This is a genomic window from Gilliamella sp. wkB112 (assembly GCF_001690685.1).
Classification (GTDB): domain Bacteria; phylum Pseudomonadota; class Gammaproteobacteria; order Enterobacterales; family Orbaceae; genus Gilliamella; species Gilliamella apicola_J.
Map to the genome: position 1 here is coordinate 96,331 of NZ_LZGL01000005.1, position 14,079 is coordinate 110,409.

The window sequence follows — 14,079 nt, forward strand, 5'->3', positions numbered from 1 at the left end:
TAGAGAGAATGAAATGAAAACTAAACAAGCAAAACAGATGATTATGCCTATATTGCCATTGCGTGATGTGGTGGTTTTTCCACATATGGTAATTCCTCTCTTTGTTGGCCGAAATAAATCAATACGTTGCCTTGAAAGTGCAATGGAAATGGATAAACAAGTTTTTCTCGTTACACAAAAGAATCCATCACAAGATGAACCAGATGTAGATGATTTATACGAAATCGGAACAGTAGCTAATATTTTACAGTTACTTCAACTACCAGATGGTACAGTAAAAGTGTTAGTTGAAGGAGTTGAGCGCGCTGAAATTGTAGATATTGTAGAACGAAAAGAGGATGACTTTTTAATTGCTAATATTACTCCTTTAAAAGAGAAAAAAAAGTCAAATGATTTAAATGAAGCGCTTATCCGAGTTGTGTTATCTAATTTTGATGAATATGCAAAGCTTAATAAAAAAGTCACTCAGGAAGTGGTTGACTCCATTCGTTTAATTAAAGATTCTTCACAGCTTGCAGATTCGATTGCGGCTACTTTATTTTTAAAAGTAGAACAGAAGCAAGAAATATTGGTAACAGCTGATCTTGAGAAGCGTTTTGAATTGCTTATTTCTATGATGGAAGCAGAGATTGATTTGTTACAAGTTGAGAAAAATATTCGCCAACGGGTTAAGCAACAAATGGAAAAAGCCCAAAAAGAGTATTATCTTAATGAACAAATTAAAGCAATTCATAAAGAGTTAGGTGATATTGATAGTAAACCTGATGAATATGAAGAGTTAAGAACTAAAATCATTAAAGCTAAAATGCCACAAGAAGCTACTGATAAAGCATTAGCTGAATTGAATAAATTGAAAATGATGCCAGCCATGTCGGCAGAAGCGACCGTAGTTCGTGGATATATAGACTGGATGATTCAAGTTCCTTGGTATAAACGAAGTAATGTAAAAAAAGATATTGAAGGTGCTCAAAAAGTTCTAGATAAAGATCATTATGGACTTGAAAGGGTAAAAGATCGTATCTTGGAATATTTAGCAGTACAAGGACGAGTTAATAAAGTTAAAGGCCCAATTTTATGTTTAGTCGGTCCTCCAGGAGTAGGTAAAACTTCACTTGGACAGTCTATAGCCAAAGCCACGGGGCGTAAGTATGTTAGAATGGCTTTAGGTGGTGTGCGTGATGAGGCGGAAATTCGAGGTCATAGACGTACTTATATTGGTTCTATGCCGGGTAAGTTAGTCCAACGTATGGTTAAGGTAGGCGTTAAAAACCCATTATTTTTACTAGATGAAATTGATAAAATGGCATCTGATATGCGTGGAGATCCTGCCTCTGCATTATTAGAAGTACTTGATCCAGAACAAAATAATGCTTTTAGTGATCATTATTTGGAAGTTGATTATGATTTGTCGGATGTGATGTTTGTTGCTACAGCAAACTCCATGAATATTCCTGCACCTTTGTTAGATCGTATGGAAGTTATTCGCCTTTCTGGTTATACAGAAGATGAAAAATTAAATATAGCCAAACAACATTTAATAACCAAACAAATTGAGAATAATGGTTTAAAAGTAAGGGAAATCAGTATTGATGATTCCGCTATTATCGGTATTATTCGTTATTATACTCGAGAAGCAGGAGTGCGTAGCTTAGAACGAGAGATTGCTAAAATTTGTCGAAAAGTAGTCAAACAATTAGCTTTAAATAGCAAATTGAAAAAAGTTACTATAACTCAAGATAATCTAAAAGAATTTCTAGGTATTCAACGATTTGATTATGGTAAAACTGATAATGAAAATAGAATTGGTCAAGTTATTGGTCTTGCTTGGACTGAAGTTGGTGGCGATTTATTGACTATTGAATCGGTAAGTGTACCAGGTAAAGGAAAATTAACTTATACCGGGTCTTTGGGTGATGTTATGCAAGAGTCTATCCAAACAGCTTTAACTGTTGTACGTTCTCGTGCTGAAAAATTAGGTATTAATCCTGATTTTTATGAAAAACGAGATATTCATGTGCATGTGCCTGATGGTGCTACTCCAAAAGATGGACCTAGCGCAGGTATTGCAATGTGTACTTCTTTAATTTCAACGTTAACAGGTAATCCTGTTCGTTCGGATGTGGCAATGACTGGAGAAATAACATTGCGTGGTGAAGTCCTACCAATAGGAGGGCTAAAGGAAAAATTATTAGCCGCCCACCGAGGTGGCATTAAAACAGTTCTTATACCTGTTGATAATGTTAAAGATTTAGAAGAAATTCCAGATAATGTTAAAGCGGAACTAGATATTCATCCTGTTAAATGGATTGATGAAGTTATAGCTATTGCCTTACAGGATAATCCTTTTGGTATAGCCCCAGTAACAAAAAAGGCTACTGTTAAATCTATTGCTAAAAAGTCAATCAAGAAAGTAAAAAGTAATATTGAAGTTCCAAGTCGGTTGAACTAATTTTATAATCTTAAAAAGATCAACATAACGTTGATCTTTTTTTTACACCTTAATATGCAGAGAATAGCCAATTTAAGTAAATATGCTATACTTGCCAGTATTCAACGTTAGGTTTATGGAGAATCGCAAGAAATGATGGAGACAATCCGAACAGCGGCAAACCATGTTGTCGTTAAAATTATTTTTGCAATAATAATAGTATCTTTTATTTTTACGGGCATCGGTTTTTTGGGTTTTGGTGGTGGTAATAGCTCTCGAGATCAACAAGAATATATTGCTAAAGTAAATGGTGAAGGTATCAGTCGTGCTGAATTTGAAAATCAGGCTAGAAGAGTTACTGCCAATGCAAATGGGGATAGTTCTTTTATTAAGCAATTACGGCGTAATGTTTTGTATTATCAAATTGATAATTATTTGGCTTATAAATTCGCTGAAGATTTAAATACTAATATTAGTAATGATCAAGTTAAGGATAATATTCGAAAACAGGTGGATTTTTTTGAAAATGGTCAGTTCAATAATGATAAGTATTTAAAAATATTAGAATTAAATGATTTTACTCCCGATGCTTACGCTGAAATATTAAGGAAAGTATTACAACAACAACAAGTTTTAAATGCGGTAGTTATGACTGATTTTGTTCTACCAATAGATTCAGAAATATCATCATTACAAAAACAGACAAGAAGTATTTATGCTGACTTAATTAATACATCGGCAGTTAACATGGATGATGTTAATATAACTACAGAAGATGAACAAAAATATTATGAAGAACATCAAAAAGAGTTCTTTAGAAAAGAAAGAGCAAAAGTTAAATATATTGTAAACACTAAAGAAGATTTATTAAAGACAATTAAAGTCACAGATAATGAAATTAAACAGGAATATGAGACAAATAATAAAACCTATAGATATCCAACTAAAAAGTCATTTAGTGTAATTTATGTAACTAATAAAGAAGAAGCGGATGATATTAATAAAGAACTTTTATCTGGTGTTGATTTCGATAGTGTTGTAAATAAAGTTAACCAAAATAGTGAAATATCACCTTACGGTAAAAATGGTTCTTTAGGTTGGTTTACTGATGATGATTCTTTACCGCAAGCTTTTAAAGAGGCTAATTTAGATAATATTGGTCAAATTTCTACACCTATTGCCACTGATAATGGCTATGTAATTGTTAAATTAGAAAACATACAAAAGTCAACACCTATGGATTTTGATTATGCGAAATCTGTAATTGGTTCAAAATTAAGAAAGCAGAAATTACAACAAGCTTTTCTGAATATTGAGAATAAAATGAAGGAAGGTTTAGAAGAGCCATCGGTATCAATTGAAGATCTTGCTAACAAAACTGGACTTAAAATTTTTAACACTAATTGGATTTCTTATAATAATCAACTTTCAATTACGGCTTATCCTGAAGTAAGAGATGTAATCTTTAGTGATGAAATGATAGTAGATGATAAAGCTACTAATAAAATTTCTGAATTAATACATGTTGGTAAAGATTTAGATGAATATGATTTTATTATTCAAGTTGTTGATTATCGTCCAGAAGGTATAGCACCATTTGAAGAAGTTAGGGATATAATCAATAAAAAACTATACATAAGTATAGCGAATAGTCGTTTTAAATCGACGATTGATAACATTTTAGATGAATTAAAAGAGTCAGGAACTTCTAGCAATGTACAATTTACAAAAAATTATACATTAACTCGTGATTCTAAAGACTTGGATAAACAAATTGTAGATATGGTTTTTGATCTACAACCATCAACAACCGGAAAAGGTGTTTTTGGTGCAAAATCTTTAAATGATAAAGAAGCTTATATTGTAGCACTAACAGGAGTAAATACACCAAAAGAATACCAAGATATTAGTGCCGAATTACGTCCTTTGTTGATTGATAATACACATTTTTATTTTGCTGCTGATATTCGATCAAAAGCTAAAATTGAATTTATGCCAAATTCTAATTTGTGATTTATCTCGAAAAATAGCATCAAAATTATAAAAATAGAAAAGCCACTTATGTGGTTTTTCTCATTTTTATAACTATAAAAAATTTTTTATTTGATTTATTGAGATAGTTGTAAGGCAAAATTAATTGCATAACAATTTTTAGAGGTTAGTCAAATGAAAATATTTTCAATATTATGTTTTTTATTATGTAGTATAACATTTTCTAATATAAGTCTTGCTGATTCAACAGCTATAGAATCGGTTAATCAGGAACAGAAACAAAAGCAAATTGAGCAAGTTAACATTAACACCGCTTCTGCAGAAGAACTGACTAAAGTCTTAAATGGGATAGGTGCAAGTAAAGCCCAAAAAATTATTGAATATCGTGAAAAATTTGGACCTTTTATTTCTGTAGAGCAATTGAAAGAAGTATCAGGTATTGGCCAAGCCACATTGGATAAAAATTTAGGTAAAATTATTTTATAATTTCTTTAAACCACCGGTTCATATCGGTGGAAATTAGATTAAATCTAGTTATCAATAGGATCAACATCAATACTCCATCGGACTTTTGGTATTTCATCCCATTTTTCCATAGCAATAATAAGTTGATCTAATATTTGTTGTAATTTTTGCCGGTTAGTATGTTGCAATAATAACTGCCAACGATTGTAGCCTGCTTTTTTAGGTTGGTTTGCTGGCATTGGTCCCAGTTGCCATAATGCCTGGTCGCTATTAATTTTTATCCAATCATAAATTTTTTGCAAAAAATTTGGCGCGTAATGGTTATTACGATCTGCTGCACGAATAAGCACTTGATAGCTGAAGGGAGGTAATTGAGTCTGTTGTCTTTCTTGTAAGGTAAGCTTAGCAAATTCTTGATAACCTTTGGTTAGTAGAACATTTAATAATGGGTGATCTGGATGATAAGTTTGTAAAATAACTTCTCCAGTTTTGTTTTCTCGTCCGGCACGCCCCGATACCTGAGTGTAAATTTGCGCAAATCTTTCAGTTGCCCGAAAATCACTAGAAAACAATGCGCCATCTACATCAACAATCCCAACTAATGTAACATCAGGGAAATGATGACCTTTGGCTAAAATTTGTGTGCCAACTAAAATATGAGCACCACCTTGTTGAATATTTGTTAAATAACTATTTAATGCTCCTTTTTTGCTTACAGTATCACGATCTATGCGACTAATTTTGGTATTAGGGAATAATATTTCTAGTTGTTTTTCTAATTGTTCAGTGCCAAAACCTATAGGAATTAAATGAGTAGAACCACATTTAGGACATTGTTCTGGAACTATTCTTGTTGTATCACAATAATGACAAATAAGCTTATGTTGTTTTTGATGATACGTATAAGGTCGATCACAGCGTGGGCATTCGGCTATCCAACCACAATCATGACAGATCAACAATGGTGAAAAACCTCGACGATTTAAGAATAATATTATTTGATTATTATTAGATAAATGTTGTTTTATTTTTGCTATTAATGGTTGTGATAAGCCAGCTTTAAGTACTAGTCCGCGTAGATCTAAAATAGATTGTTTAGCAAATGTAGCATTACCTGCTCTTTCTGTCAGTGGTAATAATTGGTACTTACCGTTGTGGGTATTATTTAAAGTTTCTAATGAAGGCGTAGCTGAACCTAAGATAATTGGTATATTGTCGATTTTAGCTCGAATAATAGCTAAGTCACGGGCATGATAGCGCCAACCTTCTTGTTGTTTATAGGAACTATCATGTTCTTCATCGATAATAATCATCCCTAAATTTTTGAATGGCGTAAATAAGGAAGAACGAGTTCCAATTAAAACAGCCGTTTCACCATGTTTACTTCTTAACCAAACATTTAACCTTTGTTTTTCCGTTAATGCTGAATGCAGAACATCAATAGGTGCATTAAAACGTTGTTGAAAGCGTTTAATTGTTTGTGGGGTTAGACTAATTTCAGGAACAAGTACTAGTGCTTGCTTACCTGAGGCAAGAATTTTAGAAAGAATATTCAAATAGACTTCGGTTTTTCCAGAGCCGGTTACACCGTCTAATAAAAATACACCAAAATGGTGATTTTGGTTATTTATTGTTGTAATTGCATGCAATTGCTCGTTATTTAATTTAATAGAATTTGGATTGATTGAAAAATTATTACGCCAATCTATTAGATTTTTGGGGATTATTTGTTGTTGTATAAGTAGTTTTCTTTGTAATTCATGATAGGTAGCTAATTTAAAATTAGTTTCTATAATTGAGTTAGCTCTAAAGGATGATAATAATAATTTTTGTTTAGGCGATCGAGATAATGTTTGTAAATCGATTTTTCGACCAAGCTCAGTTAATTGCCATTGTTTAATTTCATCGTTAATAGCTTTTCTTCCTTGCCTTAATAGAATAGGCATTGCATGAAATAACACTTCACCCATTGGGTAATGGTAATAATTTATCGCCCAATTTAGTAATTGCCAAATTGAATTAGTAAAAAGAGGAGTAGTATCAATAACTGCAATGATTGGTTTTAATTCTTCTATATCAAATTTGCTTTGTTGATCTATGTTTACAATTATGCCAATTGATTCTCGATTTCCAAAAGGGACTTTAACTCGCATACCTATTTGTGCAGGTATCACTAATTGATAATCAAAAAGTCGATAAATTGGTACAGGTAAAGCCACATGAGCAACAAGCATTAAAAAGTCACAATAAAAATTAAATAGATTATTCATTGTACGCAGTTTTTTTATAAGTCGCAAAATCTAGGCCAACTGATTTACTATTTTTTATACTGCTAGAATGATTACTTTGATATAAAACTATATTTTGCATTTGAATAAAATTATTTCATATTATTTTAGTTATAATCCATACAATGGAAAGGTGGTAAGCATTTTCAAATTTTGTTATCTTGTAACAAATACAGATAAGTTATGTGTAAAGGTTATGATTTATGTCACAGTCATTGTCTCATATTAATCAATATGGGGATGCCCATATGGTTGATGTTTCTGAGAAACTAATAACAACAAGAGAAGCAAAAGCAGAGTCTTTTGTGTTAATGGATGATGAAACGCTTAATATAATTATTGCAGGTAAACATTTTAAAGGTGATGTTTTTGCTACTGCACGGATTGCTGGTATTCAAGCAGCTAAAAAAACGTGGGAACTTATTCCTTTATGCCATCCTTTATTGCTTACTAAAGTTGAAATAAATATTGTAGCTGATACTGACAATAATCGTGTTAGGATTGAATCTATATGCCGAGTAAATGGTCAAACCGGTGTTGAAATGGAAGCATTAGTTGCTGCATCAGTTGCGGCTTTAACTATTTATGATATGTGCAAAGCTGTCCAAAAGGATATGGTAATTACTCAAGTTAGATTATTGAGTAAAACAGGTGGTAAATCAGGTAGTTTTGTTGCTGAATAATAATATAGATAATAAAATGAATAAAATTATTTTTTTTGCTCAGATTCGAGAATTAATCGGTGTTGAAAGTATTAAACTTGATGCTAGTAATTTGTCAGTTGCTAATCTTTTAGACCAGTTAAGCCTGCGCGGAGATAAATGGGCATTAACATTAAAAGAAAATGTGGCTTTATGTGCCATTAATCAAATATTAGTTGATGTTGATTATATTATTGAAGATGGTGATGAAATCGCTTTTTTCCCTCCAGTAACAGGTGGTTGAGATACTATGAATATTATACAGGTTACTGACCAACCAATTGCTATTGATAGTTTGTTTGATTGGTTATCGGAAACCCCTCAAGATGGCGCCGTGGTTACTTTTATTGGTAAGGTCCGTTCACTTGATAATCAAATCACAAGCCTTTATTTAGAACACTACTCTGGTATGACTGAAAAAGTTTTAGCTAAAATAGTTAATCAGGCTAGATCAAAATGGCAAATAAATAGAGTAGCTGTTATTCATAGAGTTGGTGAAATTAATGCTGGTGAGAAGATTGTTTTTGTAGGCGTTAGTAGTGCTCATAGAACAGATTCTTTCGCTGCAACTGAATTTATTATGGATTTATTGAAAAATGAAGCCCCATTTTGGAAAAAAGAACGAACGGATCAAGGGGAATATTGGGTCAAAGCGAAAAAATCTGATGCTGAGGCCTTGAAAAAATGGTATTGATCCCTATTTAAGCTTATAATATAGAATATATTATATAATTTATTTTGTGAGAGGTAATGAATGGCTAATTACTCGCCTAACGGTTCAATTATTGAACAATCTGGTAGTCGTATTCAAACATATATGAGTCATGTTTATGGTTGGATGACTGTTGGTTTGCTTTTAACTGCATTAGTTGCATGGTATGCTTCATCCAGCGAAGCAATGCAACAATTGTTGTTTGTTATTGATTATAGAGGATATTATTCACTTTCTGTTCTTTCATGGATTTTAATAATAGCTGAACTTGGTTTAGTTTTTGCTCTATCAGGAATGATTAATCGTTTATCTGGAAGTGCAGCAACAACCATGTTTATGTTATATTCCGTTTTAAGCGGTTTAACATTAAGTTCTATTTTTATTGCATATACAAGTTCGTCCATTGTTAGCGTATTTTTTATTACTGCAGGGATGTTTGCAACACTGGCTTTCTATGGTTATACCACTAAACGCGATTTATCCGCTTTTGGGCGTTTTTTATTTATGGGATTAGTTGGTATTGTTATCGCTTCTCTCGTTAATATGTTTATGCATAGTGCACCATTAATGTGGGCAATTACTTATATTGGCGTGTTTGTATTTGCAGGTTTAACGGCTTATGATACTCAAAAACTGAAAGAATTAGGTGAACATTTACCTCAAGATGATCAAAATGTGTTTAGACGTTTTGTTATTCTAGGTTCCTTAACTCTTTACCTTGATTTTATTAATTTATTTATAATGTTATTAAGAGTTTTTGCTGATCGTCGATAAGTTAACTTCTTAAATATATAAAGGACTCTTAAATGAGTCCTTTTTTGTTAATATTTCATTAGTAATTTATTGATGTAGTGTTAGTTTGTTAAAAACTTTCAGAAAAATACGGTTTTGGAGTATAAAATACTGTATTATTTGAAGATTATAGAATCTAGGACTTATTTATTAGTGAATTACTATGAAAAAATTATATTATTTTGTTCTGATCAATATCTTCATTTCATCATTTATAACAATACGTTATTTTAGTGTACCTGGAGCTTCATTTACTTGGGTTGGTAGCTTATTTTCAGTATTTGCTGTTTTAGGTCAATATTTTTTATTATATTTATTAGTTTTTTTTATATGTATTCCATTGCTTCGCTTTCGAAAATGCATTAAACATCTAGTTGTAGCAGTTATTTTTGGTTTATTACAAATTGCATTATACATTGATACAATAGTATTTGAGCAGTATCGTTTTCACATTAATCAATCTGTTATATCGCTAATTTTATCTGGGCAAGTGGTTGATTTTTCATTAATAACTTATTTTTTAATGTTTGGACTCTTGCTGATAGTATGCGGAATTGAATATGGTATTTTATGTTTCCTCGATAAGTTAATTGCTAGAAAAAAGCCATATCATCGACGTTCCTGTCTTGTCATTATATCGGTGATATTTCTAGGAAGTTCATTACTAATGAGCCATTTAGTGCATATGGTGGCATTTTATTATGCTTACGCCCCAATTATGGTTGTGAAAGAATATATTCCGCTTTACCGTCCATTTACTTCCAAAGAAATAATGAGCTTTTTTGATAAACAAGGACAACATAAAGTTCTTTATCAGAAGGATAACCAACATGCTAGTATTTTTTACCCACACACTAAGTTAATTATTAATCCTGATAATAAAATGCCACCCAATATTATGTTTATTGTGTTAGATTCTTGGCGTTATGATACTTTTAATGAGCAAGTATCTCCTAATACCTATCATTTTGCACAACAAAATAATGGGGTGGTTTTTAATAATCATTACTCAACTGGTAATGCAACAAGAACTGGTATTTTTGGCTTGTTTTATGGGATTCCAGGTACTTATTGGGATGCATTTTTGCGTAACAGTATTCCATCGTTATTCATCACAACTTTGCAACAAAAAAATTACAATATTGGTATATTTACTTCAGCGAAAGTCTCAGCTCCTGAGTTTGATCGTACTGCCTTTTTAACCATTGAAAATTTGCGGATTAGTAGTGATGATGGGCCAGCTGCTAGCAGAGATAAGCAAATAACAAATGATTGGTTACAATGGTATAACAAACGTAATAAAGCTGAACCAACATTTTCTTTTTTATTTTATGATGCACCACATGCATATGATTTTCCAAAAGACTTTTCGGTCAAATTTAGACCTATTAGTGATATTAATTATATGACGCTTGACAATGATACAGATCCAGAGCCAATTTTTAATCGTTATAAACAAAGTGTTTATTATGATGATTATTTATTACAAAATATTTACGATGAGCTGAAAGCTTCTGATACTTTAGATAACACATTAATAGTAATCACCGGCGATCATGGGCAAGAAATGAACGATAATAAACTCGGTTTTTGGGGACACAATGGTAATTATACCGATGCTCAAACCAAAGTCCCTTTTATAATTATAGGTGGGAAAGAATTAGATAATCTTAGAATTAATGCTAATCAACTAACTAGTCATGAGGATGTCGTGCCTTCACTCATGAAACATTTTTTAAATGTAAAAAATGACATAAATGATTATTCAACTGGCTATGATCTTTTTAATCCAATAGTTGACCGTAATTGGTTGTTAATGTCAAATTATAGTTCTTATGCAATTCGAACTATGGATAATATTTATTTTGTTAACCGTTTAGGCATTAGCCATTATATGGATTCACATAATCATGAGATTGATAGTATACCTAATTATGAATATATCCAATCAGCGATGAATAATATGCGATATTTCTTTAAAAAATAACCATAAATCCGCCAATAATGGCGGATATTTATTTTATTAACGAACATCAGCACAATTCAAACAGTAAACATAACGATTTTGAGCGTCGTGAAATTTATCCCATAAAGATACTTGATGCCGTAATTGTTTTACTTCCGGCATTTGTTCGAATAAAATTTCAGCAACTGATCGTGGTAATACCGTAGATATATCTGAATAAAATGCATCAAACCAATTATCATCATGTTTTTGCCAATCAATTTGATAATCAGATAAATTAGCTAATGTTGCTGCAATTTCAATAGCATCATCAATATCCCCTAATTTATCGACTAAACCATTTTTACTTGCTTCTGTACCTAACCAAACTTGTCCTTGTCCAATTTTATCAACTTGTTCTGTTGTCATATTACGTGCCTTGGCAACCAGTGAAATAAATGTGTTATAACCATTTTCAATATTAATTTGAATTAGCTGATTTACTTCCTGAGGTAAATCTTGAACAAGGCTAATATTGGATAGCGGAGATGTGGCAACTCCGTCACTATAAATACCGATACTAGATAATGATTTTTCAAATGTTGGAATAATGCCAAAAATACCGATAGAACCGGTAATAGTATTTGGATTAGCTATAATATAATCAGATTCGGTTGAGATCCAATAACCACCGGAAGCAGCCATTTCACCCATTGAAACTACCACTGGAATATGTTGAGCTCGTATGGCTTCAAGTTCTTGCCGAATTGCCTCAGATGCTTCAACACTTCCTCCGGGACTGTTAACACGTAATACGATTGCTTCAACAAGTAAATTGTTACGAATTTTTTGGAGTTGTTCAATAATATCCCTACTATCAGCAATTTTGTTATTTTTATTATTATCTTCAGATTCTGTTAGAGTACCATTAATAAAAACTACTGCTATCACAGGTTTAGATTTATTCTTCTCAGATTGTTCATTTCCCTGGCTAAGTTGATAATCGTATATGCTAACTTTATTAGGAGAAATTAAATCAAGTTCAAATTCATAATTAGAAGATATAACATCAATTAAGCCATTTGATAAAGCATATTGAGACATGCTTCCATTTACATTTTTCAGCTCTGATAACATAATATCTGTAGAAGGGACTAGTTGTGTAGCAGCATGTTTTCTCTGAATTGCAATATCATTGAGATAATTGTCCCACATTAATGTCAGCCAGCGAGAGGTATTGCTTTTTGCTTCTTGAGACATGTTATCGCGTATAAAAGGTTCTACTGCTGATTTATAGGTTCCAACTCTGAAAATGTGAGTATTGACTTTTAAATTATCAAGTAATGTTTTATAGTACAAGTTATTAGCTGACAAGCCATATACATTAATTGCACCTTGGGGATTTAAATAAATTTTATCAGCATAACTTGCTAAATAATATTGACTCTGATTGAAATTTGAACCAATGGCATATATAGGTTTTTTAGCGTCACTGAACTTAGATAAATATTTACCAATATATTGTAGTGAAGTCATATCAGTACCCACAAAGTTATCAAGCTTTAGGATAATACTGTTAATGTTAGGATCATTGGTGGCTTGAGCTATCTTTTGCGTTAATATAAATAGACTATTTTCACGCGAAGTATTTATCTTAGTTCCACGTATTTTATTCTGTAAAGTATAAAAATCATCAGAATAAGGTGTATTATCAACAATTACGCCTTCAATATCTAATACTAGCGCTCCTTTTTGTGGAACGGTTTCCTTTTTTTGAATTTCTTTTACAAATGTGATACCACTGATAACCAAAATGATTATTATTAAAAAAATAAGATTAAGGAAGATTTCTCTAATTAAGTTGATAACTTTCCAAATTGATTTAATTACAGAGAGAATAGACATAATAAATGACCTTTTTATAGTGATTTATTTAATTTCTTGGCTTCTATATTTCTTTTTTTGAAATATTTTTTGTCTTCAAAACGTAAGCAGGTTAATTTACCTCCCCAACAACACCCTGTGTCAAGAGCATAAACATGCTCAGGAGTACCTTTACCATTCAAAGCTGCCCAGTGACCAAAAGCAATGCTATATTCGGATGGAATTTTACTTGGTAATAAAAACCAAGGTTTAAGTTTGCTTGGTACTTGATCTGGTAATTTTTTATAATAGAAATCAAGTCTGCCATCACCATAACAAAAACGCATACGTGTTAAGGCATTGGCGATATAACGTAAACGCTCAAAACCTTGCAATTCTGTTGACCATTCATCAGGAAAGTTGCCATACATTTTGTCAAGGAAAAGAGGGTAGGAATCACTAGATAGAACTACATTTAGATCATAGGCACACTTTTTTAGCGTTTCAAGATCCCATTGAGGTGAAATCCCAGCATGCGTCATAATGAGCTTTAGTTGTTCATCTATTTGAATTAATGGTTGTTTACGTAACCAATTCATTAACTCATCATAGTCATGGGCAGCTAATACACTAGTAAGATTATCTTTTTTTTGGGGGGGGGTAACCTTAGCATAAATTGACAATAAATGAAGGTCATGATTGCCTAATACTAAACGAATTTGATCATTATTGCTTTTAACAAATCGCAAAACATCAAGTGAGTTAGGTCCTCTCGCAACAAGATCTCCAGTTAACCATAATGTATCGGATGATGAAAATTTTACTTTTTCAAGTAGTCGCATAAATTCATCATAACAACCATGGATATCGCCAATTAGTAAGTTCGCCATATT

General features: G+C 31.9%; 11 protein-coding genes. 8 read left to right on the forward strand and 3 right to left on the reverse strand.

Features of this window, described 5'->3' with window-relative positions; genetic code table 11:
• Positions 1-13 precede the first annotated feature (13 nt).
• The 3 genes from lon to A9G12_RS01515 all read left to right on the forward strand — a co-directional run bounded on the left by lon (position 14) and on the right by A9G12_RS01515 (position 4,906).
• Positions 14-2,449, forward strand: coding sequence for an endopeptidase La (gene lon / locus A9G12_RS01505; protein ID WP_081299617.1), 2,436 nt, complete (start codon positions 14-16; stop codon positions 2,447-2,449).
• A 132-nt stretch (positions 2,450-2,581) separates the two neighbouring features.
• Complete coding sequence (locus tag A9G12_RS01510; protein WP_081299618.1) at positions 2,582-4,441, forward strand: SurA N-terminal domain-containing protein; 1,860 nt, start codon at positions 2,582-2,584, stop codon at positions 4,439-4,441.
• Between the two features lie 153 nt (positions 4,442-4,594).
• Entirely contained in the window at positions 4,595-4,906 is a 312-nt protein-coding gene (locus A9G12_RS01515; RefSeq protein WP_065564116.1) for a ComEA family DNA-binding protein, read from the forward strand.
• Between the two features lie 44 nt (positions 4,907-4,950).
• Here A9G12_RS01515 and priA read toward each other — a convergent pair whose 3' ends face one another.
• A complete protein-coding gene (gene priA / locus A9G12_RS01520) occupies positions 4,951-7,119 on the reverse strand; it encodes a primosomal protein N' (protein WP_065564149.1) in 2,169 nt (722 codons plus the stop codon).
• Between the two features lie 257 nt (positions 7,120-7,376).
• Here priA and moaC point away from each other — a divergent pair, with 257 nt between their 5' ends.
• From moaC to A9G12_RS01545, 5 genes are all read left to right on the forward strand, one after another.
• Positions 7,377-7,856: a cyclic pyranopterin monophosphate synthase MoaC gene (gene moaC, locus A9G12_RS01525; protein WP_065564117.1), complete on the forward strand. Its 480-nt coding sequence runs from the start codon at positions 7,377-7,379 to the stop codon at positions 7,854-7,856.
• A gap of 16 nt (positions 7,857-7,872) precedes the next feature.
• Entirely contained in the window at positions 7,873-8,118 is a 246-nt protein-coding gene (gene moaD, locus A9G12_RS01530; RefSeq protein ID WP_065564150.1) for a molybdopterin synthase sulfur carrier subunit, read from the forward strand.
• A 6-nt stretch (positions 8,119-8,124) separates the two neighbouring features.
• A complete protein-coding gene (moaE, locus tag A9G12_RS01535) occupies positions 8,125-8,568 on the forward strand; it encodes a molybdopterin synthase catalytic subunit MoaE (RefSeq protein ID WP_065564118.1) in 444 nt (147 codons plus the stop codon).
• A 60-nt stretch (positions 8,569-8,628) separates the two neighbouring features.
• Positions 8,629-9,360, forward strand: a complete 732-nt coding sequence (locus A9G12_RS01540; RefSeq protein WP_065564119.1) for a Bax inhibitor-1/YccA family protein — start codon at positions 8,629-8,631, stop codon at positions 9,358-9,360.
• Positions 9,361-9,541: 181 nt separating this feature from the next.
• On the forward strand, positions 9,542-11,365 hold the full coding sequence (locus A9G12_RS01545; protein WP_065564120.1) for a sulfatase-like hydrolase/transferase: 1,824 nt from the start codon (positions 9,542-9,544) through the stop codon (positions 11,363-11,365).
• Positions 11,366-11,401: 36 nt separating this feature from the next.
• Here A9G12_RS01545 and sppA read toward each other — a convergent pair whose 3' ends face one another.
• Positions 11,402-13,228, reverse strand: coding sequence for a signal peptide peptidase SppA (sppA, locus tag A9G12_RS01550; RefSeq protein ID WP_065564121.1), 1,827 nt, complete (start codon positions 13,226-13,228; stop codon positions 11,402-11,404).
• 14 nt (positions 13,229-13,242) lie between these two features.
• The gene (gene apaH / locus A9G12_RS01555) at positions 13,243-14,076 is read right to left on the reverse strand and encodes a bis(5'-nucleosyl)-tetraphosphatase (symmetrical) ApaH (protein WP_065564151.1); all 834 of its coding nucleotides are present in this window, start codon (positions 14,074-14,076) and stop codon (positions 13,243-13,245) included.
• Positions 14,077-14,079: the final 3 nt, after the last annotated feature.

Coding starts and splice junctions, on each gene's coding strand:
- moaE (WP_065564118.1), top strand. CDS start 8,125: ATGAATATTATACAGGTTACTGACCAACCAATTGCTATTGATAGTTTG.
- A9G12_RS01515 (WP_065564116.1), top strand. CDS start 4,595: ATGAAAATATTTTCAATATTATGTTTTTTATTATGTAGTATAACATTT.
- sppA (WP_065564121.1), bottom strand. CDS start 13,228: ATGTCTATTCTCTCTGTAATTAAATCAATTTGGAAAGTTATCAACTTA.
- A9G12_RS01540 (WP_065564119.1), top strand. CDS start 8,629: ATGGCTAATTACTCGCCTAACGGTTCAATTATTGAACAATCTGGTAGT.
- moaC (WP_065564117.1), top strand. CDS start 7,377: ATGTCACAGTCATTGTCTCATATTAATCAATATGGGGATGCCCATATG.
- lon (WP_081299617.1), top strand. CDS start 14: ATGAAAACTAAACAAGCAAAACAGATGATTATGCCTATATTGCCATTG.
- moaD (WP_065564150.1), top strand. CDS start 7,873: ATGAATAAAATTATTTTTTTTGCTCAGATTCGAGAATTAATCGGTGTT.
- A9G12_RS01545 (WP_065564120.1), top strand. CDS start 9,542: ATGAAAAAATTATATTATTTTGTTCTGATCAATATCTTCATTTCATCA.
- A9G12_RS01510 (WP_081299618.1), top strand. CDS start 2,582: ATGATGGAGACAATCCGAACAGCGGCAAACCATGTTGTCGTTAAAATT.
- priA (WP_065564149.1), bottom strand. CDS start 7,119: ATGCTTGTTGCTCATGTGGCTTTACCTGTACCAATTTATCGACTTTTT.
- apaH (WP_065564151.1), bottom strand. CDS start 14,076: ATGGCGAACTTACTAATTGGCGATATCCATGGTTGTTATGATGAATTT.